At 60.4% G+C, this 20,480-nt stretch carries 21 protein-coding genes; 9 read left to right on the top strand and 12 right to left on the bottom strand.

The window, feature by feature from the left end; genetic code table 11:
* The first annotated feature begins 60 nt into the window (after positions 1 to 60).
* From MHM37_RS06865 to MHM37_RS06855, 3 genes are all read left to right on the top strand, one after another.
* Entirely contained in the window at positions 61 to 975 is a 915-nt protein-coding gene (locus MHM37_RS06865) for a sugar ABC transporter permease (RefSeq protein ID WP_139525447.1), read from the top strand.
* A complete protein-coding gene (locus MHM37_RS06860; RefSeq protein WP_239285095.1) occupies positions 968 to 1,846 on the top strand; it encodes a carbohydrate ABC transporter permease in 879 nt (292 codons plus the stop codon). The genes MHM37_RS06865 and MHM37_RS06860 overlap by 8 nt, the downstream gene beginning before the upstream one ends.
* Positions 1,847 to 2,022: 176 nt before the next feature.
* Positions 2,023 to 3,144: an ABC transporter ATP-binding protein gene (locus MHM37_RS06855; protein ID WP_239296105.1), complete on the top strand. Its 1,122-nt coding sequence runs from the start codon at positions 2,023 to 2,025 to the stop codon at positions 3,142 to 3,144.
* 18 nt (positions 3,145 to 3,162) lie between these two features.
* Here the strand turns inward: MHM37_RS06855 and MHM37_RS06850 are convergent, their stop codons facing one another.
* From MHM37_RS06850 to MHM37_RS06835, 4 genes are read right to left on the bottom strand one after another with little or no spacing between them, the layout of a single operon-like run.
* On the bottom strand, positions 3,163 to 4,200 hold the full coding sequence (locus MHM37_RS06850; protein ID WP_239296104.1) for a TIGR01620 family protein: 1,038 nt from the start codon (positions 4,198 to 4,200) through the stop codon (positions 3,163 to 3,165).
* Complete coding sequence (locus MHM37_RS06845; RefSeq protein ID WP_239296103.1) at positions 4,197 to 5,585, bottom strand: YcjX family protein; 1,389 nt, start codon at positions 5,583 to 5,585, stop codon at positions 4,197 to 4,199. Before MHM37_RS06845 ends, MHM37_RS06850 begins: the two co-directional genes overlap by 4 nt.
* A gap of 47 nt (positions 5,586 to 5,632) precedes the next feature.
* Complete coding sequence (locus MHM37_RS06840) at positions 5,633 to 5,824, bottom strand: hypothetical protein (RefSeq protein ID WP_058576924.1); 192 nt, start codon at positions 5,822 to 5,824, stop codon at positions 5,633 to 5,635.
* Between the two features lie 58 nt (positions 5,825 to 5,882).
* On the bottom strand, positions 5,883 to 6,752 hold the full coding sequence (locus MHM37_RS06835; RefSeq protein ID WP_239296102.1) for a D-hexose-6-phosphate mutarotase: 870 nt from the start codon (positions 6,750 to 6,752) through the stop codon (positions 5,883 to 5,885).
* 117 nt (positions 6,753 to 6,869) lie between these two features.
* Here MHM37_RS06835 and MHM37_RS06830 point away from each other — a divergent pair, with 117 nt between their 5' ends.
* From MHM37_RS06830 to MHM37_RS06815, 4 genes are all read left to right on the top strand, one after another.
* Positions 6,870 to 7,112: a GlsB/YeaQ/YmgE family stress response membrane protein gene (locus MHM37_RS06830; RefSeq protein ID WP_139525453.1), complete on the top strand. Its 243-nt coding sequence runs from the start codon at positions 6,870 to 6,872 to the stop codon at positions 7,110 to 7,112.
* A 181-nt stretch (positions 7,113 to 7,293) separates the two neighbouring features.
* The gene (locus tag MHM37_RS06825) at positions 7,294 to 9,759 is read left to right on the top strand and encodes a YbeU/YbeR family protein (protein WP_239296101.1); all 2,466 of its coding nucleotides are present in this window, start codon (positions 7,294 to 7,296) and stop codon (positions 9,757 to 9,759) included.
* Positions 9,760 to 9,970: 211 nt separating this feature from the next.
* Positions 9,971 to 10,501 carry an NlpC/P60 family protein gene (locus tag MHM37_RS06820; protein ID WP_239296100.1) on the top strand — a complete coding sequence of 177 codons (531 nt, stop codon included), beginning with the start codon at positions 9,971 to 9,973 and terminating at the stop codon, positions 10,499 to 10,501.
* A gap of 37 nt (positions 10,502 to 10,538) precedes the next feature.
* Positions 10,539 to 11,726 carry an MFS transporter gene (locus MHM37_RS06815; protein WP_239285111.1) on the top strand — a complete coding sequence of 396 codons (1,188 nt, stop codon included), beginning with the start codon at positions 10,539 to 10,541 and terminating at the stop codon, positions 11,724 to 11,726.
* On the opposite strand, the gene MHM37_RS06810 is transcribed toward MHM37_RS06815, so the two are convergent.
* Genes MHM37_RS06810 through MHM37_RS06790 form a run of 5 tightly spaced genes read right to left on the bottom strand, consistent with a single transcriptional unit; the run spans position 11,694 to position 16,518 of the window.
* Positions 11,694 to 12,326 carry an ATP-binding cassette domain-containing protein gene (locus MHM37_RS06810; protein ID WP_239296099.1) on the bottom strand — a complete coding sequence of 211 codons (633 nt, stop codon included), beginning with the start codon at positions 12,324 to 12,326 and terminating at the stop codon, positions 11,694 to 11,696. The two genes, MHM37_RS06815 and MHM37_RS06810, sit on opposite strands and share 33 nt — an antisense overlap.
* Positions 12,319 to 13,140: an ATP-binding cassette domain-containing protein gene (locus MHM37_RS06805; protein ID WP_239296098.1), complete on the bottom strand. Its 822-nt coding sequence runs from the start codon at positions 13,138 to 13,140 to the stop codon at positions 12,319 to 12,321. The genes MHM37_RS06810 and MHM37_RS06805 overlap by 8 nt, the downstream gene beginning before the upstream one ends.
* A gap of 29 nt (positions 13,141 to 13,169) precedes the next feature.
* Positions 13,170 to 13,967, bottom strand: a complete 798-nt coding sequence (locus MHM37_RS06800) for an ABC transporter permease (protein WP_239296097.1) — start codon at positions 13,965 to 13,967, stop codon at positions 13,170 to 13,172.
* On the bottom strand, positions 13,964 to 14,944 hold the full coding sequence (locus tag MHM37_RS06795) for an ABC transporter permease (RefSeq protein ID WP_239296096.1): 981 nt from the start codon (positions 14,942 to 14,944) through the stop codon (positions 13,964 to 13,966). Before MHM37_RS06795 ends, MHM37_RS06800 begins: the two co-directional genes overlap by 4 nt.
* On the bottom strand, positions 14,935 to 16,518 hold the full coding sequence (locus tag MHM37_RS06790; protein WP_239296094.1) for an ABC transporter substrate-binding protein: 1,584 nt from the start codon (positions 16,516 to 16,518) through the stop codon (positions 14,935 to 14,937). Before MHM37_RS06790 ends, MHM37_RS06795 begins: the two co-directional genes overlap by 10 nt.
* 105 nt (positions 16,519 to 16,623) lie before the next feature.
* Between MHM37_RS06790 and nikR the strand changes: the two genes are divergently transcribed.
* Positions 16,624 to 17,025: a nickel-responsive transcriptional regulator NikR gene (nikR, locus tag MHM37_RS06785; protein ID WP_139525461.1), complete on the top strand. Its 402-nt coding sequence runs from the start codon at positions 16,624 to 16,626 to the stop codon at positions 17,023 to 17,025.
* 79 nt (positions 17,026 to 17,104) lie between these two features.
* Here nikR and MHM37_RS06780 read toward each other — a convergent pair whose 3' ends face one another.
* Entirely contained in the window at positions 17,105 to 17,587 is a 483-nt protein-coding gene (locus MHM37_RS06780) for a peptidylprolyl isomerase (RefSeq protein ID WP_139525462.1), read from the bottom strand.
* A 176-nt stretch (positions 17,588 to 17,763) separates the two neighbouring features.
* Here MHM37_RS06780 and MHM37_RS06775 point away from each other — a divergent pair, with 176 nt between their 5' ends.
* The gene (locus tag MHM37_RS06775; RefSeq protein ID WP_239296092.1) at positions 17,764 to 18,042 is read left to right on the top strand and encodes a hypothetical protein; all 279 of its coding nucleotides are present in this window, start codon (positions 17,764 to 17,766) and stop codon (positions 18,040 to 18,042) included.
* A 137-nt stretch (positions 18,043 to 18,179) separates the two neighbouring features.
* Here MHM37_RS06775 and MHM37_RS06770 read toward each other — a convergent pair whose 3' ends face one another.
* Positions 18,180 to 18,647: a glycine zipper 2TM domain-containing protein gene (locus MHM37_RS06770; protein ID WP_054641192.1), complete on the bottom strand. Its 468-nt coding sequence runs from the start codon at positions 18,645 to 18,647 to the stop codon at positions 18,180 to 18,182.
* A 225-nt stretch (positions 18,648 to 18,872) separates the two neighbouring features.
* Positions 18,873 to 20,471, bottom strand: coding sequence for an isocitrate lyase (locus MHM37_RS06765; RefSeq protein ID WP_239285124.1), 1,599 nt, complete (start codon positions 20,469 to 20,471; stop codon positions 18,873 to 18,875).
* Between the last annotated feature and the right edge of the window lie 9 nt (positions 20,472 to 20,480).

Below are 20,480 nucleotides of genomic sequence, written 5' to 3'. Positions count from 1 at the left end.
CGTACGCAACCAGCGCCGCCGCAACGGCGGCGCTAGCGGTTGACTGGCGAGGAATTCCCCATGAGCGAAACCCCAACGCACACCGCGTTGCGGCCAACGGCCTCTGGTCGGCTGCAGGCCTGGCTGCCAAGGCTAGTGCTGGCACCCTCGGTGGCGGTGTCTCTGTTTTTTGTTTACGGCTTTATGCTGTGGACCTTTGTCTTATCACTCACCAGCTCGCGTATGCTGCCCAGCTACGATTTTGTCGGGTTTGGCCAGTATGCGCGGCTGATGGCCAACGAGCGCTGGTGGGTGGCGTCTACCAATCTGATGATCTTTGGTACGCTGTTTATCGTGATCTGCTTAGTGCTGGGGGCACTGCTGGCAATGCTGTTGGATCAAAAGATTCGTCAGGAGGGCGCGCTACGCACGGTGTATCTCTACCCCATGGCGCTGTCGTTCATTGTTACGGGGGTCGTGTGGAAGTGGCTGCTGAACCCGCAGCTAGGCATTCAGGCCATGGTGCGCAGCTGGGGCTTCGAGTCGTTCGAGTTCGACTGGATCGTCGATCCGGATATGGCGATCTACACCTTGGTGATTGCCGCCGTTTGGCAGGCCTCTGGCTTCGTGATGGCGCTCTTTCTCGCCGGGCTGCGCGGTATCGACGATAGCATTATCAAAGCCGCCCAGCTCGATGGCGCGAGCCTGCCGCGCATTTACTGGCGGGTGGTCATGCCCTGCCTGCGCCCGGTGGTGTTCAGCGCGGTGATGATTCTGGCCCACATTGCCATCAAGAGTTTTGACTTGGTCGTCGCGCTCACCGGCGGCGGGCCGGGTTATGCAACGGACCTGCCGGCCACGTTCATGTATACCCATGCGTTCAACCGGGCGCAGATCGGGCTGGGGTCGGCCAGCGCCATGCTGATGCTCGGTGGGGTGTTGGCCATCCTGATTCCTTACCTCTACTCCGAATTAAGGAGCCGCAAACATGGCTAATGTGATTCGTCGCCAAACGCCTGCGGCCAAGTTATGGCGTGGCGTGCTGTACGCGGTCCTGGTCATCGCCGCGCTGTTCTACGTGCTGCCGTTGGTGGTCATGCTGATGACCTCCATTAAACCGTTGAGCGAAATCAGCGCCGGGTCGCTGCTGTCGTTACCGCAAAATCCGACGCTGGCCCCCTGGGCAAAAGCCTGGGGTGAAGCCTGCACCGGTATGCGCTGCGACGGCGTGGGTGGTTATTTTTGGAACTCCTTTGCCATCGTCATTCCTGCGGTGCTGATCTCCACCGCCGTGGGAGCGCTGAACGGCTATGCGCTGACAAAATGGCGCTTCAAAGGCTCCGAGCTGGTCTTCGCGCTGATGCTGTTCGGCTGCTTTATTCCGTTTCAGGTGGTGCTACTGCCCATGGCGCAAACCCTGGGCTGGCTGGGGCTCTCTAGCTCTCGAGCGGGGCTGATCCTGGTGCACGTAGTGTTTGGTATCGCCTTTACCACGCTGTTTTTCCGTAACTTCTACGTGGGGATTCCTAACGAGTTGGTCTCGGCGGCCAAGCTGGACGGAGCCGGGTTCTTCCGTATTTTTTGGCGCATCCTGTTGCCGGTGTCGGCGCCCATCATCGTGGTGTCGGTGATTTGGCAGTTCACCCAAATCTGGAACGATTTCCTCTTTGGCGTGGCGTTCTCGGCACACAACACTCAGCCAGTCACGGTGGCGCTCAATAATCTGGTGAACACCTCCACCGGCGTGCGCGAATACAACGTCGATATGGCCGCCGCCATGATTGCCGCACTGCCCACCCTAGTGGTGTACGTGCTGGCGGGTAAATATTTTGTGCGTGGGCTCACGGCAGGCTCCGTAAAGGGCTAATAACAACTAGGTGCATGGCAGTCGCAGGTAGAGGTCAGCATCACCCCGTAGCGGGGGTCTTTCGCCAGGACGGCGAAAGTAGCGCCCAGGGAAGGGTTTACAGCGCCCCCGCCAAGGGGTGATCTGACCGGTGCCAATGCGCTTCTTGCCAGCCCCCTTAGAACAGGATTTTGATCATGGCAGCGTTAGAGATTCACAACGTACGCAAAGAGTTTGGCAGCGAGCGGGTGCTGAAAGATGTCAGCATCTCCATCGATTCCGGCGAGTTTTTGATTCTGGTGGGGCCATCCGGCTGTGGGAAATCCACGCTGATGAATGCCATCGCCGGGCTTGAGCCGGTCACCAGCGGCAATATCTATATCGACGGTGAGGACGTCACTTGGCGCACCCCCGCCGAGCGCGATATTGCCATGGTGTTCCAATCCTACGCCCTGTACCCCAGCATGACCGTGCGCCAAAACATCAGCTTTGGTTTAGAGATGCGCAAAGTGCCCAAGGCCGAGCGGGAAGCCGCCGTGGAGCGGGTGGCCGATCTGCTGCAAATCTCCCACCTGCTAGAGCGCAAGCCCGCCCAGCTCTCCGGCGGCCAGCGCCAGCGGGTGGCCATGGGGCGTGCCCTGGCGCGGGAGCCCAAAGTCTATCTTTTTGACGAGCCGCTCTCGAACCTGGACGCCAAGCTGCGCGTGGATATGCGCACCGAGATCAAAAAGCTTCACCAGCGCCTGGGCACCACTATCGTTTACGTTACCCACGATCAGGTAGAAGCCATGACCCTGGCAGACTGTATCGCGGTGATGCGTGACGGGCATATTCTGCAGTTGGGCAGCCCCGATGAGGTCTACAACAATCCGGTGGATATGTTCGTGGCGGGCTTTATGGGCTCGCCGTCGATGAACTTCATCCGCGCCACGCTAGAAGCCGACGGCGATGGCTATGCACTGCGCATTGCCACCCCCGACGAAGCCGACCTGCTGTTGCCCTGGCCAACGGCCCGACACACGGCAGGCTTGGTAGAGCAGCTCGACAAGCCGGTGATTCTGGGTCTACGGCCCGAGCACTTTAGCGAAGAGGACCTGCGCCTCAGCGAGCAAGCCGAAGGTACGCTGTTGGACGCCAAGGTGAGCGTGGTGGAACCGACCGGTGCCGATATTCTGCTGCGCCTGCCGCTGGGTGAGCAGGAGATTACCGCGCGGGTCGGGCCCAAATGTGAGGTATCACCCGGGGAGCGCTTGGCGCTGAGGGTCGATATGTCCCAAGCGGTGCTGTTCGATGCCGAAACCGAGCAGCGGCTGGCGTGAGCCGCTGGGTGAGCGGTATTAATCGCGGTGACGCGCGGCGGGGGCGGGCTCTTTATCGAGCCGCTTGATCTGCCGCCAGAGGTCTTGGCGAAGGTCGGCTAATTTGGGCTGCTCCTCTGGCGTAAAGGCCACCGGGCGGCACAGCCGCTGGGCACGCAGCCCCAGGCGGGCGCTCAGCAACCCGGTCGCCAAGCCCTGGCCTGCTCGCGCCGAAAGGCGGCCTGCCAAGTCCAGCGAGAGCATGTCCATGCTGGCATCGGTGGCCAGTTCGCTGGCGCCTGCAAAGGCCATGTTGTGCAGCACGTGGCGAAATAGCCGCAGGCGGCTGGCGTAGCCAAGCTCCAGCCCGTACAGACGGCTCAGCCGATCCACCATGGCCAGGCTGCGCCACGCCACCAGCGCCATGTCCACCAGGGTCAGCGGGGAAACCGCCACCATGATGGCGGTTTCCCCCGACATCCGGGTAATCAACCGCTGAGCTTCCCGGTCACGGGGGGCCAGCAGGTGGTAGCGCAGCAGGGTTTGAATCTCTTCCCCGCTATGGTGCGGCTGGCACGCCCGCTGGAAGGCCAGCCAGTGAGGATCATCGTTGCTCAGCGCGAGCTGCTGTTTCAATTGAACGGCCATCGCCTGGGCCTGCTGGCTGGAACGCTGGGGAAGCTCGGCTAGGTTGGCCCGTAACTGGTCGTGTCGCTTTAAGCGCCGCAAACGGCCCAGCTCCTTGAGAAGCGATGCGCCGCCCAAGCCAATCAGGCTAATCCCAAACAGCTGCCACGCCATCGTCATCCACTGGGACTGGGACAGCGCGTCAGGAATGCCGGTTGCCAGCTCTACCGTGCCGAGTGTGGCTCCGCCTGCCAAGGCGAACATCAGCCCCCAGCGGCGCTTGCGGGGCGCGCCTAGGGTCTCTTCCGGCAGTGCTTTGAGTTCGGCTTGGGTCGCCAGCGGCTGGTGCGATTCGCTCGCCGCGAAGCGTTCGTGCTGGCGTAGGGTTTCCTGGGTAGGTTCGGGCGGCGCTTCGGCCTGGAAGTCGCGGCGGGGCTGAGGGTTACTCATGTCAGTTTGTCTCCAATCAGCAAGTCAATCGCGGCGTCCATACGGATGTGGGGTAGTGCCTCGCTATCGGCGGGCATCGGGCGGAAGCTGGGGAAATCAAACCCTTGCTGCTGCCAAAAATCGGCTTTGGGCAGGCGGCTGGGCACATCGCCGGGGTACACCAGCACGTCTTCGCCTTCTAACGTGGTGCCTTTCAGCGCTGGCGTTCGCTTGCCATCATGAAGCACTTCGCGGGCCTCGGTGGCGCGAATGGCCGCCAGCGACAGCGCTTTCACCGGGATATCGGCAAAGCGTAAGTCTTTCAATGGCTCCGCCAGCAGCGCTTCCAACAGCTGCACGACATGGGGGTGCTGATCGGGCGTTACGTGGTCCGCTTTGGTCGCGGCAATGGCGAGGCGATCGATTTTGGGAGCGAACAGGCGGGTCAGCAAGCTGCGCTTGCCGTAATCGAAGCTCTTCATCAGCTGTTGCAGCGCGCGGGAAAGATCCTCGAAACGCTCCGGCCCGGCGTTGAGCGCGCCCAGCACGTCCACCAGCACGATCTGGCGGTCAAAGCGGCGGAAGTGGTCGCGGTAGAAGGGGCGCACCACCTGCTGCTGATAGTAGCGAAAACGCGCCGCCAGGGTGGCGTAGAGGCTCGATTCGGGCAGCGCGTCGAGGGTTTCTTTGGGAGTATCTAATCCGGGCAGCGGGAAGAACTGCAGTACCGGTGCGCCATCCAGCTCGCCGGGCAGCAAAAAACGCCCCGGCTGCAGGTCAGAAAAGCCCGCCTGCTTGGCACGCCGTAGGCCCAATGCGTAGGCCTCGGCCAGCGTGGCGAGCTGCGCTTCATCGGCTTCCGCCGTGGGGTCTAGCTGCTCTGCTTCGGCCAACCATTCGCTAAACAGCGCTCGGCGATGGGGGCCTTCGTGCTGGGCTTGGCTCTGGCTCCAACTATAGAAGTCGTGCTGCAGCAGCGGTAAATCCAGCAGCCATTCGCCAGGGTAGTCGAACAGGTCCAGTGTCAGGTGAGCGATATCCGGCGTGAACCAGCCCTGTTGGGCAGGGCGGTAGCGCAGCTGCAAGCGAAGCTCGCTGATACCCCGAGTAGGCTCTGGCCAGCGCGGCGGTGTGTCTCTCAGCGAGGCCATGCCGGGGTCGTAAGGGAAACGCGGCACCCCTAGGTCAGGCTGATTCAAACGCTGCGCGCCTAGCAATCGCCCTTCGCGGGCAACCGATAACAGGTCTAATCGTGCTTCTACGCCTGCATGGCGCAGTTGGTTTACTAGCGAGGTCAAAAAGGCCGTTTTTCCTGCTTGCGACAGCCCCGTGACCGCCAGCCGCAGCTGCTGGTCTCGGCCTCGCTCCAATAGATTGCTCAATTCGCGGCTCAGCGGCTGGCGCATCCTGTCGCTTCCTTGGTTGGGTAGGGCGTTCGAATGAGATGAGCGCGCTAGCGCTGCCACATCAAGACCAGCTGAGAGAGCATGGGCAGGGTCGCAATGATGAAGCCAACGACCGCAAGGCTATAGCCGGGCCAGCGGCGCTGCATTTTTTGCGCAAGGGTCAAACCCACCAAGCACACCACCATGCCGATTAGGTTAAAGGCCAGCGTGGCGGCCTCCAGCCATTGCTGCGGATCCATCGTCGCTCCTTGGGGATATTGGTGGCATGATCATAGCAAAGCCTCGATGAACCGATCATTAACCGCGGCTTATTGTCGTCCCTAGCAAGTGCTGTGCTCCGGGAACCAGCCAAACGGGGTCCAGGCGCGTATTGGCGGCCTCGACGCATATAAAGTGTTTGGCAGCGTCGGCGGGCGTGTCGCTAGGCAGGTCGCTATCCGGGTGCCAGACCACCGTGGAGTCGCTGGACTGCTTGCCGATGCGCAGTGTGCGCTGACCGTCGTCGAGCAGCACCGCTTCATTGGTGTGATAAATACGATCGACTGGGCCACGAATCGCCAGCGTGCCCTGCTGCTCAGACTCGGCAAAGTCACGCAGCTTGTCCAAATAGCGCGCACCCGCGAGGCCCTCTAAGCGGCATTGATGCGCCTCATTGACGGCCAGATAGGTATGCAGTGCGCCGCTGGTTTTGATCGGGGCATCGCCAATGTTTTCGCTGATGATCTCGACGTTCAACCGCTGGGCGTTGGCTTGAATAACCACGCGGGCGGTGAGCTGGCTATGTAGGCGCTCTTCCGGCGAGAGGTGCACTTCGATGCCTTCGGCGTGGTCGTCAACGGCGTCCAGACGCCACATGGCATGGCGAGCAAGCCCATGGAAGGGGCCGTTACGCTCGGGGCTTTCGTCAGCGTAGCGCTCGTCGGCGAACCAAGGCCAGCAGAGCGGGATGCCGCCACGGATCGCGCCCGGCAGCGCTTGGGGCGTTGGCGTGACCCATAGCCAGCCAGTGTCGCCGGTCGGCTGAAAGTGCAGCACCTGTGCGCCTTGCAGGCTAATGACCATTTCCCCCCAGGCCATGTTGAAGAGCGTAACGTCACGGCCTTCCCAGGTGGCGCGTTGATGACCATCAACATGGCTAAGTAGCTGTTTAAGGGAGTCGGGAATCATAGGGGAATCCTTGTGGGCAAAGGCAACAAATAGGCAGAACAGTAGCGCCGTGTGCTATGGTAGGACAAGCATAGATGGAAGGTAAAACCCCAAGCTGAGTGAAACCAAGGAGGTAGTATGGGCTTTATTGCGTGGTTAATCATTGGTGGTTTAGCTGGCTGGATCGCCGGCAACATCATGCGTGGCGGCGGTTTTGGCGTGCTCGGTAACATTGGCGTCGGCGTGGTCGGTGCGCTCGTCGGTGGTTTCCTCTTCAGCCTGCTGGGGCTGCAGGCGGGCGGCTTCATCGGCTCGCTAGTCACGGCGACCGTGGGGGCCGTGGTCTTGTTATGGGTCATTAGTAAAGTTAAAAGCGCCTAGCGTTTCTCACGCTAAGTGGTATCTGCTGCCCGGCCTTTGCGCCGGGCAGCGCTGTTTTGTGCGGCGGCTATCGGTCTTGGCAGCAGATTCCGTTACACTATTCGGCTTTTAGCAGCTGCGACTGGCTGCTCCGATGGGTGATGGCTTTCATGGATCGCTTTCTGTTTCTTCGAGGTGTCTTTTGGTCGACGCACTAACTACCTGGTGGGCTCAACAGCTGGTGCTGTGTGACTGGGCTTTTACGCCGCATCCACTGGCGGTGGATGCGGTTGCAGCGGAGCAGCGCCTGCTGGAACTGGGTATGACAGATCGTGGCGCGTTGGCAGACCAGCTGTTTTTTGCCCTTGGTGCGCCATCAGGGAGTGCCGACCAACTGCTGGGCGCGCTGGAGTGGTCAGCCCTGGCGGGAGCAGCAGGCTGGTTGAGTCAGGCGCAGGCGACGAACTGGGCGCACCACCTAATACGACGTATCACTGCCGACTACGGCGATCAGCGAGCATGGCTGGCCGACCTGCGCCGCGCCTTGGGTGCTAAAGGCTGGGAAACCGGTGCCGATGACCGTTTTATCGATGCCTGCCAAGCGTTGTCGGATCTAGAGAGTGAAGGTGAAGGCGTTACCTGGCAGGCGCTGGATGCCGCGCTCGCCGAGCGTGGCGCCCCAGCATCGCTGTGGCCTCAGTCTGCTGCAGCCCAGCCCTGGCGGTTGGGCGCACTGTTCCGCCCGCTGGTGTGCTATCCAGCCAGCACCGCCGATTGGCCCGACGCCACGCAGTGGTTGGCGCGTGTTTGGCAGATTCAAGATCGTGAGCAGTTACTGGAAGTGATGCTTTGGCTCAGTGCCCAGGGCGAGCGCCAGCGCTGGGATATCGAAGCCCGCGAACTGCTAACCATGGATCATGCTCAGCGCCAAGAGTGGCAACGGGGCGCGGTGAACGATGCGCCCTACGCGCCAGTGCTCACCACGTTCGTCAATCAGGGCGAGCCGCTGGAATGGGCCGCCTGGGATTGGCTGCGATTGGTGGAGCTTGCCTGGGCCGGTGCCTGCTGCGGCTGGCTAAGCCAGGCGGAAGCGGACGACCTGGCGGCCCACGCGGCTGATCTCGTCGGGCGCCGTTACCACGACTGGCATGCCGTACTGAAAGCCTACCTGCGCGGGCAAAGCCTCTTCGAGGGCGTCGATCGCCGGGGGATGACGCCTAGCGCGCGTCATAAGCTGCTCATGCACGCGCCCCACAGCCCTTGGAAACACTCGCTGGGGGCGTTACTGGACGAGCCGACCCGTGATGCCTCGCGGGCGCGCATCAAAGCATGGCGTCATACGCCGCACCATTGGCTGCTCGCGTTGGCGGGCGTCCGCGAGCCGGACGTCATGTTGCGGCAACTCGATCCGTCAGCGCCGATCGCCGAGCAGCGCAGGGCAGATGCCGCCGTTTACCTTCAAGACTCTCTGGGGCTGCATGCCGATGAGGGCCACCAAGTGCTGGCGCGCTACTGGCTACCTGCCCAGGCGCACCATCTTAACCAGCTGGCTGCGGATGCCGCCCATGGCGTATTACCACCGTCGCAGACGCGCTTTGGTCAGCCGACCCCCGATGAGCTCAAACAGCGCAACGCGGTAAAAGGCGTGAGCCGCCACGCCGCGACGATTCACATGGCGGAGAAATTTGCCTTCTATCTGCATATGGCTTTCGACAGTGGTCTGTTCGAGCGCGAACCGCTCATGCAGCACGCTAGCGCCTTACGTAGCTGCTTGTGTCGCTTTTATGCGTCGCCCAAGCGTCTGCTCGAGGCGTGGTTTGCCTGGGAGAGCTGCCTGCCAGAGCCCGAGCATGATTCGCTGATCAATGAAATCGCATGGCATTTGGAAGATCCTGGCAGCCTGTTCCACTGGCTAGATTGGCGACCCGATGCTTGGTGCGAACCGGGTGAGAGACCTACATTGACCCACTTCACGGCGATGTCGCTGGTGGGACCGCTGAACAGCGCGGTCTGGAGCGAGCCACAGTTGGAAAGTCCTCGTGAGTGCGCCGACATTCGCGAATGGGTAGAGAGCCACTATCACCTCTCTAGCGCCGACGACATGCAGGAGTTTTTGACCTTCATGTTGGAGGCGGGAGATCGCCAGGAGTACCAGATCAACTACGCGCCCTACACGCTGAACCCGGAGCGGTTGGCGGCTGAGATCGCCATATTGGAGTCCGGCGACTGCGGTGAAGAGGAGCGTCACCATTTGTTGCGCCTGCGCCGTGTGAGTACCAACGAAGATGGTTGTAATGACGTGGACATGGCCGCTTGGGACATTGCCCAGCTCGTGGATCTTGCCATTGCGGCACGTCAGCTAGGTTGGCTCGACAAGTCAGCATTCGCGAACGTGCTCGACCGCGCCTATCAGTTGGCGGCGGATCATTACTCGGGTTGGCAGGAGTATGCGGCGGGCATGTACGCAGGGTTTTCGTTTTTCATGGGCGACACCCCGGAACGAGAGAGCTTCTTGGCCGGTTTTCGTCAAGCGCTGGTGGCTTGGTTATGCGGCGCGCCAGTGCTGGCCGGCCCCTGGGCGAGCCTGGATTTTCCAGGCAACAAGCCGCGCCATTTCGCGCCGCTGCATATCGATACGCTGCCGGGTGATCAACGAATCTTACATTAGGCTCGCCAAGCATAGGATAACTAGCTTATAGTCCAGGGTTTGTAAAAAATGAGTTTTCTCATGCTTGGGTCTTTTCCACTTTTTCTTCAGTCACGAGGTTAATCGCATGGTTGCGTCGCCACACCCCGCTGTGACCGCTGTCCGTGTTGTAAGTGTTTGTGTCGTCGTTGCTTTGTTAGCTGGTTGTGCGGGCTCCGCCTCACGCCAGGGTATGGACCCCCCCGAGGATTACTTCTCGATGTCGCTTCCCGGCATGCAGGGCGCCACTCCTCAAATGTCGCCCGTTGATCCCATCGATGCGCATCTTCGCAGTCTGCAGACACCCCCGCCAACAGTCGTGCGCCAAGCGCTTCTAGAGCAGCATCAGCGGTGGGCCGGAACGCCTTATCGGATTGGAGGAACGACGGATCGAGGGATCGATTGCTCTGCCCTGGTGAGAAACGTATTCCGCGATACCTTTGACGTCGAGTTACCCCGTTCCACCCAAGATCAAGTGCATGAGGGACGCCCGATCGACCGCCAAGAGCTGCAGGCGGGCGATCTGGTCTTCTTCCGCCCACCGGGACGCTACAACCATGTGGGCATTTACGTCGGCAATGGCTACTTTCTCCATGCGTCCACCTCCAAAGGGGTGATCATCTCAAGCTTGGACAACAGCTATTGGCAGCGCTATTACTGGCAGTCGCGTCGGGCGCTAGAGCCGACCAATCTGGCTCAGCTCAGCAGCCGTTTCATGCCGTAAGTGTTCGCCGTGAGCGTCCGTTCACGTTGGAAAGGCCATGATTGAAGCAAAGACGCGCGCCTGGTGGCGCGCGACGGCGGCCCTCTGTTTAGGGTCGTTTTTGGTGTTCATCAACCTGTACGTACCGCAGCCGCTGCTGCCTGGACTCAAAGAGACCTATGGCGTGTCGACGCTAGGTGTCAGCCTGCTGATGTCGGTGTCGACACTCTCGCTGGCCTTGGCGCTGCTGGTGTTTGGGCCGCTCTCCGACGCGATTGGTCGGGAAGCCATCATGCGGTTTACGCTGCTTCTGGCCGGTGGCCTGTCGCTTGCCTTGGCCTTTGCGCCGTCCTTCGAAAGTTTGCTGTTGCTGCGCTTGCTGCAAGGCTTCGTGCTCGGAGGTTTGCCTGCGGTGGCCATTGCCTGGATGGGCGATGAGTTCGACAAGACGGCTCTGCTGAGCGCCGTCGGGCTCTATATCGGCGCCAATTCGTTGGGCGGTATCAGCGGACGTATCGTTGGCGGTGGTGCCGCCGCCATCGGCGGGCCAACGGCAGCGTTTATTGCTGTGGGAGCCATGACCCTGGTTGGCTGTGTGCTTTTCTGGCGGCTACTGCCCAACAGCCAAGCCTTCGTGCCCAAACGTTTTCATTTGCGTGACGCAGTGACAGACCTGCTAGGACATCTGCGCTCACCGGTGCTGCTCGCCGCCTACTGTCTAGGCGGCATCAACTTTCTGATTTTTATCAACCAATACAGCTATATCACTTTTCGTCTAGCGGATGCGCCTTATCAGTTGGCGGCCAGCGGTCTAGGGCTGATTTTTCTCACCTATCTGGGCGGTACCTTTGGTTCGACGGTGTCCGGCAAGTTGGCGGGGCGTTTTTCACCTGCCATCTGTATTAGCGCAGGCATCGTGATTCTGATGCTGGGGACGGCTGTGACCTTGGCGGACTCGCTGGCACTGATCATATTGGGTTTGACCATTAACGCTTTTGGCTTTTTTATGGCGCATTCGCTGGCGTCTAGCTGGGTGGGGCGCTATGCCCAAGGAGCGCGGGGTAGCGCATCAGCGCTCTATCTCGTGTTTTACTATCTAGGTGCCAGCATTGGCGGTTTTTGGTTGGAGCCCTTTTGGCGCTGGTCGCAGTGGCAGGGCGTGGCGATCGGTTCGTGGCTGCTGCTTTGCGTGACGCTGTTCATTAGCGTGGGCCTATGGCGCTTCGAGCGCCGTACCAGCCGTTAATTGCCCACCCGCCAAATGCCACCGTTGATGGCACAGGCGCTTTAGCAGCGCCGTATCGTGGCTGATTACCAGCACGCCCAGGTTGTGGCGTTCCGCGTGGGCGCGCAGCGCCTGCCAAAGGGTCAATTGGGTGATGGGATCCAGCATGGTTGAGATTTCATCGGCCACCACGTAGCGCACGCCGGGGGCGAGTGCGCGAAGTACGCATACACGCTGTAGCTCTCCGCCAGAGAGGGCGCTGGGAAAACGCTTGAGCCAGTGCGGCTCAATACCAAACGCTTTCATCAGCGCATCGGGGGGTGTCCATGCCTCTCTCACTATCTTGCCTACCCGCCAGCGCGGGTTGACCGCCAGCTCAGGTGACTGCGGAAGCCACTGTACAGGGCTTAAGCCTTGCTTAGGTAGCGGCGCGCCGTCAATGGTCACTTGGCCCTCGTGGGGGGCTAGCTGACCTGCCAGCAGTTTACCCAGGGTGGTTTTTCCTGCCCCAGAGTCGCCGCTGAGCCCGATCCATTCGCCAGGTGCAAGCCGAAGGGTAACTCCTTTCAGGAGTGGCAAGCCGGAAGGAAAGTGAAACGAGACACCATGGGCTTCAAGCAAGCGTTGGCTCCTGTCGCAAGGCGGTGACTGGCAGCGTGCTGAAGGCGTTATCCGGCAGCGCGTGCCAGAGGGCGCGTGCATAAGCGGTGGTTAACCGTTCCCCTTGGCCCTGAAACGCTTTGGCGGGGGCGGTCTCTAGGCCTTTACCGTGTCGCATCACGGTGACGCGGTCGGCAATGGGCAGGGCATGGCGAAGGTCGTGGGTAATCAGCAATACTGCTTTGCCCTCGAGTGCCATGGCCTTTAGCGTTGCCAGTACGCGGTCGCGCTGTGTGGGGTCTAGACCCACGCTGGGCTCATCGGCAATCACTAGGTGCGCGTTGCCCACTTGGGCCATGGCGATGAGTACGCGACGGGCCATGCCACCCGAGAGCTCATGGGGGTAGAGGGCGGCGGCGTGGCTAAGCTGGTAGTGGCCGAGCAGCGCCTCGGCACGCTGATCGGCGGCGGGGTGTTCAAACCCCACGCGCTGGGCAGCCCAGCGTACCTGTTGCTGGCTACGAGCGAGAGGGTCAAGGGCGCTTAGTGATTGGGGAATCAGCGCTAGCTGACGGCCGCGTAGCTGGCGCTGGCGCGCAGGGGTTAAAGGCGCTGAGTGAAAATGCAGCGTTCCCTTCATCTTAGCCGCCGACGGCAGCAGTCCCATAATGGCGTAGGCGAGCAGGCTTTTCCCTGCGCCTGATGCCCCCACCACCGCGTGTATTTCGCCCGCTGCTATGTGCAGCGATAGCGCGTCGATACAGGTGGCCCACTCTCTTTGCCACCAGCGGGGGTAATGGGGCAGTTCTAGGGTCAGCCGTTCGATATGCAGCATGGCAAACTCCTCAGGTAGACCGTATCGCCTTACAGCGCTTGGCGCAGCAGGGCCGCAAAACGCCCAATGGCCAGCACCATGAGCAGTAAGCCCAGCCCCGGAAACACGCCAAGCCACCAGTAGCCACCAGTGAGATAGCGCATGGCGTCGGCCAGTAGTACGCCAATGGCGGGCTGGGTTGGGTCCAGGCCAACGCCCAAAAAGGTCAGAGCGGCTTCATGCAAAATGGCATGGGGGAACAGCAGCAGTGCGCCGACCAAGCAGTGAGGCAGTAAATGGGGCAGCAGGTGGTGCCACACAATAAACCCGTGGGGTTTGCCGAATGCTTTCGACATGGCTACGTACGGGGCATGGCGTACACTCAATAGCTCTGCGCGCAGCACCCTGGCAAGACTGGGCCAGTGGGTCAGTGCGACCGCTATAATCACTGCCTGGGTTCCGCCGCCGAGGGCAAAGGCAATCAGCAGCAGTAAAATCAGGTGCGGTACGCTTAGCAGCGTATCAATCAGCAGGCTGACCAGGGCATCTAGCGTTGATGACAGCATCGCTAGGCTCGCCAGGCTTACGGCAATCAGCGTGCCTAGTAGTGCGGCGCTAAGACCTACCCAAAAACTCAGAGCAAGACCGGCCAGCGTGCGTGCCCATAGCTCCCGGCCCAGCGCATCCGTTCCCAGCCAGTGGATGGCACTAGGAGGCATTAAGCGCGCCTCAAATTGCATGTGAAAAGGCGTATCACCTAGCCAGACATGGTGGCTGAGCAGCAGTGCCACCAGTAGGCAGAGCATTGCTGCGTAGCCTGCTGCCAGTAGGCGCGGTTGGCGGTTCATCGCTGCCCCTGCGCTATGCGCGGGTCGGCTAACTGGTAAAGGCCATCGGCGATAAGACTGCCCATGCTGACAAACAGCGCGGTGAACAGCGCAATCGCGAGCAGCAGCGGCACATCGCTTCTTAAACCCGCCGCTACAGTGGCCTGACCAAGCCCGGGATAAGCAAAGACTTGCTCAATTAGTAGGGAACCGCCAAACAGCTCGCCGAGAGAGGCAAACGCCAGGGTGATGGCGGGCAGGCTGGCATGGCGAAGGCCATGACGCCAAGCGATATCGAAGCGGCTTGCGCCTTGTGCAAAGGCGTGCAGCGCCGTCTCCGAGCGCATAAACGCCACCATCTTGGCACGCGTGTGCAGTGTGATCGTCGCCATACCCAGCAGCGCCAGTGTCGCCATCGGCAAGATCAAGTGATGTAGACGCGTCAGTGGGCCCACCTCTTGCCTGAGAACGCCCATGGGGCCGGCGCAGCAGGTGGGTGTCCAGCCGAGGGTGACCGAAAAGAGCAGCAGCGCCAGCATGGCCAGCCAAAAGGTGGGCGTCGAGGCGGTGATATAGGCATAGCCGCTAATCAGACGGTCAAGCCAAGCGCCCTCTTTGCTGCCTGCCGCGATGCCCAGGAGCATCCCCAGGGCGAGTGAGAGTAGCCAGGCGCCAAATAGCAGGAAGAACGAGCGCTGGAAGCGCTGGCCAATGACCTCGCTGACCGGCTGGTTGTAGATATGGCTCCAGCCCAGCTCTCCGCTGAGCAGCTGGCGCAGCCAGTGGCTAAATTGGACCATAGCAGGCGCATCAAACCCCCACTGCTCTGCGATCAAGGCCCGCTGTTCCGGGCTTACCTGGGCCATCTGCGGGCCAAGATAGGCATCGACAGGGTCGATGGGCGAGAGCATCATCAGCCCAAACGAGACGGCCGCGACACAAAGTAGTACCAGCACCAACCGCAGTAGGCGTGCCGTGAACCAAGCGGCTAGTCGCACGACCAGCGCCACTCCAGCAGGTTAGCTGTTATCGGCCAGCCGTGGCCGTGGGGGGCCACGCCCAGCTCACCCAGATCGAGGCAGCGGTGGGTGGCATACACATGGGCAAGGTTGACCATCCAGGCCCAACTGGTATCACCCTGCAACCCATAGCCGGTGTCGCCATCCCACTGCGCCGCTTGCCAGTGTGGGTTGGCCGCTTCCGGCGTTGCTGCGGCCTGGGCGGCCTCGAAGTGTTTATCCACGGTCTCGTTGGCGTAATAGCCGCTGTTGTAGAAACCAAATCCGGCATGCTCGCTATGAAACAGGTAGTACACCTCCTGCGGACTATGGCTGCCAAAACCAAACACAATGGCATCTTGATGGAGGGCTTCCTGTTGAATTTCGTCCCAGTGGCGGCCGGTGGGCTGCATCTCGATGCCAAGCGGTCGCACCATCTCAGCGCTCACTTGGGCGAGCTGTTGGCGCGTGGTGTCGCTCGATGGGTACGTCAGTCGAAAACGTGCTGGCTGGCCATCTTTAAAACGCAGCCCGTCTTCGTCCTGGCGAACCCAGCCTGCTTCATCGAGTAGGGCATTAGCGCGTGCTAAATTGGGCGCCGCCACTTTCTCGCCTTCTTGGCTCCAGGGCAGGCCGTCCGCCGGGCCAAAGGCCGGACGTCCAAAACCGTTGAGCGCTACGTCCACCAGTGTTTCGCGGTCGAGGGCAAGATTCACCGCCTGACGGATGGCGAGATCAGACGTGACGTCATTGCCGATCGGAGCGCCGTTGGCAGCCTGTTCGCCTTCATCGGGCTGCATAGGAAACAGAATGCCGCGGTTGTCCACACTCTTCATGATGACCCGCTGCATTTGGCTGGGGAGGTTGTTCGCCAGTGCTTGTGGCACCGCGGCGAGATCCACCTCACCGGCGTGGGCGGCACTGAGCGTGGCGGCTTCATCGGTAAATAAAAACACCAGGCGCTCAAAGATGGGCGTGGGGCCATAGAAGTAGGGGTTGCGCTCAACAATCAGCTGCTCGCCCTCTTGCCATTCAACCAACTGGTAAGGCCCGGATCCTAACGGCTGTCTGCCGTAACCCTCGCGATAGCCATTGTCCCGGTCAGCATCAGGCACGATGCCCAGCGTCATGAGTTGATCGATAAAGGTAATGCGCGGTGCCTTTAGCGTCAGTTCAACCGTGTTGCCGTCGATGGCTCGGGCGCTCTCCAGTGCACTGAGATCGGCACGGCCACCCGCCTCTGCGGCGGCATTGAAGGTGAAGGCCACATCGTCAGCGGTGAGCGGGGTGTTATCGGAAAAACGCACATCCGTACGCAAAGTGAGCGTCCAGGTGAGGCGATCGTCAGACAGCGACCACTCGGTCGCCAGCCCCGGTTGCGGCGTCAAATCTTGGCCACGGGTGAGTAGCGTGGATTGAAACAACGGGTTGCCGTACTGCCCCCAGCCCAGCAGTGGGTTAAAGCCTTGTTCCGGCTCGCCGCCAATAGCTAGCACTAGCTGCTCTTTGGCCAACGCAGGCGCGCTTAGCGCTACGCATGTGGCTGCTAGAGCCAGTATGATAGAGCGACGCATAAGACACCTTTTAAGGCTGCTGATATGATGTTTTTACAATAACATCATACTATCAACGCTGGAAGTTGCGGCGATGCACAATGAGAGATCGGCGAAGGAGAGGGTATGCAGCGGGTAACGGTAACGCTGGATGAAGAGCTGTTAAGCGACGTCGACGCGCTGATGGCGCTGCGCGGCTATCAAAATCGCTCGGAGGCGATTCGTGATCTCACCCGCAGCGGGCTGACGCAGGCTAAAGAGCAGGTTGCACCGGATGCGCCGTGCATGGGAGCGCTGGTGTACGTGTATGATCACGCGGCGCGAGATCTTTCCAAGCGGCTGACTCGCCACTCCCATGATCATCACGACTTGACGCTCTCGACGCTGCACGTGCACATCAATCACGATAGTTGTCTGGAGGTGGCGCTATTGAAGGGGCAGGGGAGCGCACTGAAGCAGTTCTCCGATGAGGTGACGTCATCGCGCAGCGTGCGCTACGGCCAGCTCGTACTGATTCCTGACGAATAGGGCGCTAATGCCCACTTGAAAACCTGATATCCATAAAAAAGGGCGGCCCAGTGGCCGCCCCTTGATCGCGTCGAGTCGCTCAGTGCTCGACACCACCTTCGCCGTGCACGTGGCCGTGCTCGACTTCTTCCTGGCTAGCTTCGCGAACGGTCGCAATCTCAACGTCGAAGTTGAGGTGCTGGCCTGCTAGCGGATGGTTGCCATCGACGACGACGGTATCGCCTTCGACTTTCTTGACGGTCACCATCAGCGGGCCACCCTGGGTCTGGGCTTGGAACTGCATGCCGGGCTCGACGCTCTCGACGCCTTGGAACGCATCGCGCGGCACTTCTTGCATCAGCTGTTCTTGAACTTCACCGTAGCCCTCTTCCGGAGCGACTTGGACGTTCAGTTTGTCGCCAGCAGCGCGGCCTTCGAGCTCTTTTTCCAGGCCTGGGATGATGTTGCCAGCGCCGTGGAGATAGGTGAGCGGCTCGCGGCCTTCGGAACTGTCTAGCACCTCACCTGCATCGTTGGTCAGGGTATAGTGGAACGCGACAACCGAGTTTTGCGCAATTTGCATTGAATAACCTTTCGGTGAGTGCATGTCCCAACATGGTAACGCGTGTGGAGCGGCTTGTCAGGGGGGCGGCGGGGTTTTTCCACCCACACGCCTTTAGCGCTATTGCGCCTAGGGGTGTGCAGGGATACCCTACATCCACCCATTTTTAACCTGCCATACACTCGCTGGAGTCCGTTATGACCATCTTCTTTATTTGGGTTGTCGCCTTCGCGCTGATTGCATTTTTTGCTAATAAACGTTGGGAAAGCGGCGTTAGCCAAGGGTTGGACAAAGTGCTGCCCGAGGTGCTGAAAAGCCATGGTGACAACCGCTACCTGTGGGTAGCGGCGTTGGCCGTACTGGGCGCAACGACACTGATTCGCCCGGTAGACGTGCTGCTGGTGGCGATCTTGCTAGCCGTGATTGGCTTGATCATCGTGAAGCTCGCCAATTGGGCAAGCAGCATGGCCCACTAAGTCGAGCCATCGAGTCCACTCCTGGGTTCGAATCGTCAAATAGCTGAATAAACAACAGCCCGGCCAAATCGGCCGGGCTGTTGTTTTGACGAGCCGCGACGCGTATAGCGTCGGGCGAATAGTGGGCACCTCTGGTGCTAGTAAGGCGCAACGCTCAGGTTGGCACCGCTGCCAATCAAACGAACCCGTTGGCCTGCTTGGTACTGACGATCGGCGCTTTGCACGACGACCACATCCGTCCCATCATCACGACGAATTTCCATTTCCAGTGCGTTGATCCGGTTGGCGCGATCTTCTGCGGCCGTACCGGCAACGGCACCGCCCAAGGCACCGGCAACGGTGGCAAGCTGACGGCCAGAACCGCCGCCAATTTGGCTACCCAGCAGGCCACCAATCACGGCGCCGCCGCCACCACCCAGCAAATTGCCGGTGCGGCTATCGGCCTGAATTTGCACGGGGCGAACGGCCACGATGGTGCCATAGCTAACGCTCTGCCCCGTTTGCGCTTGGTTACCACGGTAAACATCGCCGGAGTAGGGCGCGGTATTGGCGCAGCCAGCCAGTGTCAAAATGCTCAATGCGGCAACGGGTAATAAACGTTTCATTAAAACCTCCAGTGGGTATCTATCCGCGTCAATGGCGTTTCATCAATTGCCAAACATCGCGTCTATTTCGTTTTAGAACAGCGTTCGTTAAAAGATAACGGAAGTGTGGCGCTTTGACCAGCCATCCCAAAAAAAGGTCACAATGATAGTGTAGACAGGCATTAAGAAAGCAGTGTGCAAAAAAACAGGAGGCCGGCGCCTCCTGTGGGTCATGCGAAGAGCGGATTAACCAAACTGGTTCATGGTGTTGTCTTTACCGCCCGCCTTGAGCGCGGCGTCGCCATGAAAGAACTCTTTGTGGTCGTCGCCGATATTGGAGCCTGCCATGTCCTGGTGTTTGACCGTGGCGATACCTTGGCGAATCTCCTGGCGTTGAACGCCTGCGACGTAGGCCAGCATGCCTTCGTCACCGAAGTAACCCTTGGCGAGGTTGTCGGTAGACAGCGCTGCCGTATGGTAGGTGGGTAGCGTGATCAGGTGGTGGAAGATACCGGCTTCGCGAGCACCGTCGCGCTGGAAGTTGCGCGTCCACTCGTCGGCGAGTTGACCCAGTTCGGTGTCGTCGTACTCGACGCTCATCAGCTTGTCGCGCTGGTAAGCCGACACGTCCTTGCCCTCTTTCTCCCAGGCATCGAAGACCTGCTGACGGAAGTTGAGCGTCCAGTTGAAGGAGGGCGAGTTGTTGTAGACTAGCTTCGCATCCGGCACCACCTCGCGGATACGGTTCACCATGCTGGCAATTTGGCCAACGTGGGGCTTTTCGGTCTCGATCCACAACAGGTCGGCACCGTTTTGCAGGCTGGTGATGCAGTCCAGCACCACGCGATCTTCCCCCGTGCCCGGCTTGAACTGGTAGAGACCCGAGGCTAAACGCTTGGGCTTGACCAGCTTGCCGTTTTGCTTGATGACGACGTCACCGTTGTTGATGTCTGCCGCGTTCTCGATGACGTCTCCGTCCAAGAAGCTGTTGTACTGGTCGCCCAGGTCGCCCGGCTCATGGGTGACGGCAATCTTTTGGGTGAGCCCCGCGCCAAGGGAGTCGGTGCGCGCCACGATGACGCCATCTTCGACGCCCAGCTCCAAGAAGGCGTAGCGCACGGCGTTGATCTTCGCTAGGAAGTCTTCGTGGGGAACGGTGACCTTGCCATCCTGGTGGCCGCACTGCTTCTCGTCGGAGACCTGGTTTTCGAGCTGGATACAGCAAGCGCCCGCTTGAATGAATTTTTTGGCCAGTAGGTAGGTGGCTTCGGCGTTACCGAAACCGGCGTCGATATCGGCAATGATCGGCACGATATGCGTTTCGTAGTTGTCGATCTTGCTGATCAGCTCTTTCTCTTTAGCGCTATCGCCTGCCGCCTTGGCGTCGTCCAGGGCGCGGAACAGGTGGTTGAGTTCCCAGGCATCCGCTTGCTTGAGGAAGGTGTAGAGTTCCTCGATCAGGTTGGCGACCGAGGTTTTCTCGTGCATGGATTGGTCGGGTAGCGGGCCGAACTCGGAGCGCAGCGCGGCCACCATCCATCCAGAGAGGTAGAGGTAGCGGCGTTTGGTGGTGCCGAAGTGTTTCTTGATCGAGATGAGCTTTTGCTGACCGATGAAACCGTGCCAGCAGCCCAACGACTGAGTGTACTGGGAGGTGTCGGCATCGTAGGCGGCCATGTCGTCGCGCATGATCTTGGCCGTGTAGCGAGCGATGTCCAAACCGGTATGGAAACGGTTTTGAGCGCGCATACGGGCAGCATATTCAGGTTTGATGGCTGACCACTTGCCGCCTTGGGCTTCGCGAAGGTGGGCCATGGCTTTGATATCGTCGAGCAGTCCTGTCATGAGCTGTTT

This window comes from Halomonas sp. MMH1-48, assembly GCF_022348105.1.
GTDB lineage: Bacteria > Pseudomonadota > Gammaproteobacteria > Pseudomonadales > Halomonadaceae > Vreelandella > Vreelandella piezotolerans.
This window is presented reverse-complemented; position numbering and strand designations above follow the sequence as displayed.

What these genes read in the sequence shown, in the direction of transcription:
- MHM37_RS06865 (WP_139525447.1), top strand. Translation starts at nt 61, where the DNA reads ATGAGCGAAACCCCAACGCACACCGCGTTGCGGCCAACGGCCTCTGGT.
- MHM37_RS06860 (WP_239285095.1), top strand. Translation starts at nt 968, where the DNA reads ATGGCTAATGTGATTCGTCGCCAAACGCCTGCGGCCAAGTTATGGCGT.
- MHM37_RS06855 (WP_239296105.1), top strand. Translation starts at nt 2,023, where the DNA reads ATGGCAGCGTTAGAGATTCACAACGTACGCAAAGAGTTTGGCAGCGAG.
- MHM37_RS06850 (WP_239296104.1), bottom strand. Translation starts at nt 4,200, where the DNA reads ATGAGTAACCCTCAGCCCCGCCGCGACTTCCAGGCCGAAGCGCCGCCC.
- MHM37_RS06845 (WP_239296103.1), bottom strand. Translation starts at nt 5,585, where the DNA reads ATGCGCCAGCCGCTGAGCCGCGAATTGAGCAATCTATTGGAGCGAGGC.
- MHM37_RS06840 (WP_058576924.1), bottom strand. Translation starts at nt 5,824, where the DNA reads ATGGATCCGCAGCAATGGCTGGAGGCCGCCACGCTGGCCTTTAACCTA.
- MHM37_RS06835 (WP_239296102.1), bottom strand. Translation starts at nt 6,752, where the DNA reads ATGATTCCCGACTCCCTTAAACAGCTACTTAGCCATGTTGATGGTCAT.
- MHM37_RS06830 (WP_139525453.1), top strand. Translation starts at nt 6,870, where the DNA reads ATGGGCTTTATTGCGTGGTTAATCATTGGTGGTTTAGCTGGCTGGATC.
- MHM37_RS06820 (WP_239296100.1), top strand. Translation starts at nt 9,971, where the DNA reads ATGGACCCCCCCGAGGATTACTTCTCGATGTCGCTTCCCGGCATGCAG.
- MHM37_RS06815 (WP_239285111.1), top strand. Translation starts at nt 10,539, where the DNA reads ATGATTGAAGCAAAGACGCGCGCCTGGTGGCGCGCGACGGCGGCCCTC.
- MHM37_RS06805 (WP_239296098.1), bottom strand. Translation starts at nt 13,140, where the DNA reads ATGCTGCATATCGAACGGCTGACCCTAGAACTGCCCCATTACCCCCGC.
- MHM37_RS06800 (WP_239296097.1), bottom strand. Translation starts at nt 13,967, where the DNA reads ATGAACCGCCAACCGCGCCTACTGGCAGCAGGCTACGCAGCAATGCTC.
- MHM37_RS06790 (WP_239296094.1), bottom strand. Translation starts at nt 16,518, where the DNA reads ATGCGTCGCTCTATCATACTGGCTCTAGCAGCCACATGCGTAGCGCTA.
- nikR (WP_139525461.1), top strand. Translation starts at nt 16,624, where the DNA reads ATGCAGCGGGTAACGGTAACGCTGGATGAAGAGCTGTTAAGCGACGTC.
- MHM37_RS06780 (WP_139525462.1), bottom strand. Translation starts at nt 17,587, where the DNA reads ATGCAAATTGCGCAAAACTCGGTTGTCGCGTTCCACTATACCCTGACC.
- MHM37_RS06775 (WP_239296092.1), top strand. Translation starts at nt 17,764, where the DNA reads ATGACCATCTTCTTTATTTGGGTTGTCGCCTTCGCGCTGATTGCATTT.
- MHM37_RS06770 (WP_054641192.1), bottom strand. Translation starts at nt 18,647, where the DNA reads ATGAAACGTTTATTACCCGTTGCCGCATTGAGCATTTTGACACTGGCT.
- MHM37_RS06765 (WP_239285124.1), bottom strand. Translation starts at nt 20,471, where the DNA reads ATGACAGGACTGCTCGACGATATCAAAGCCATGGCCCACCTTCGCGAA.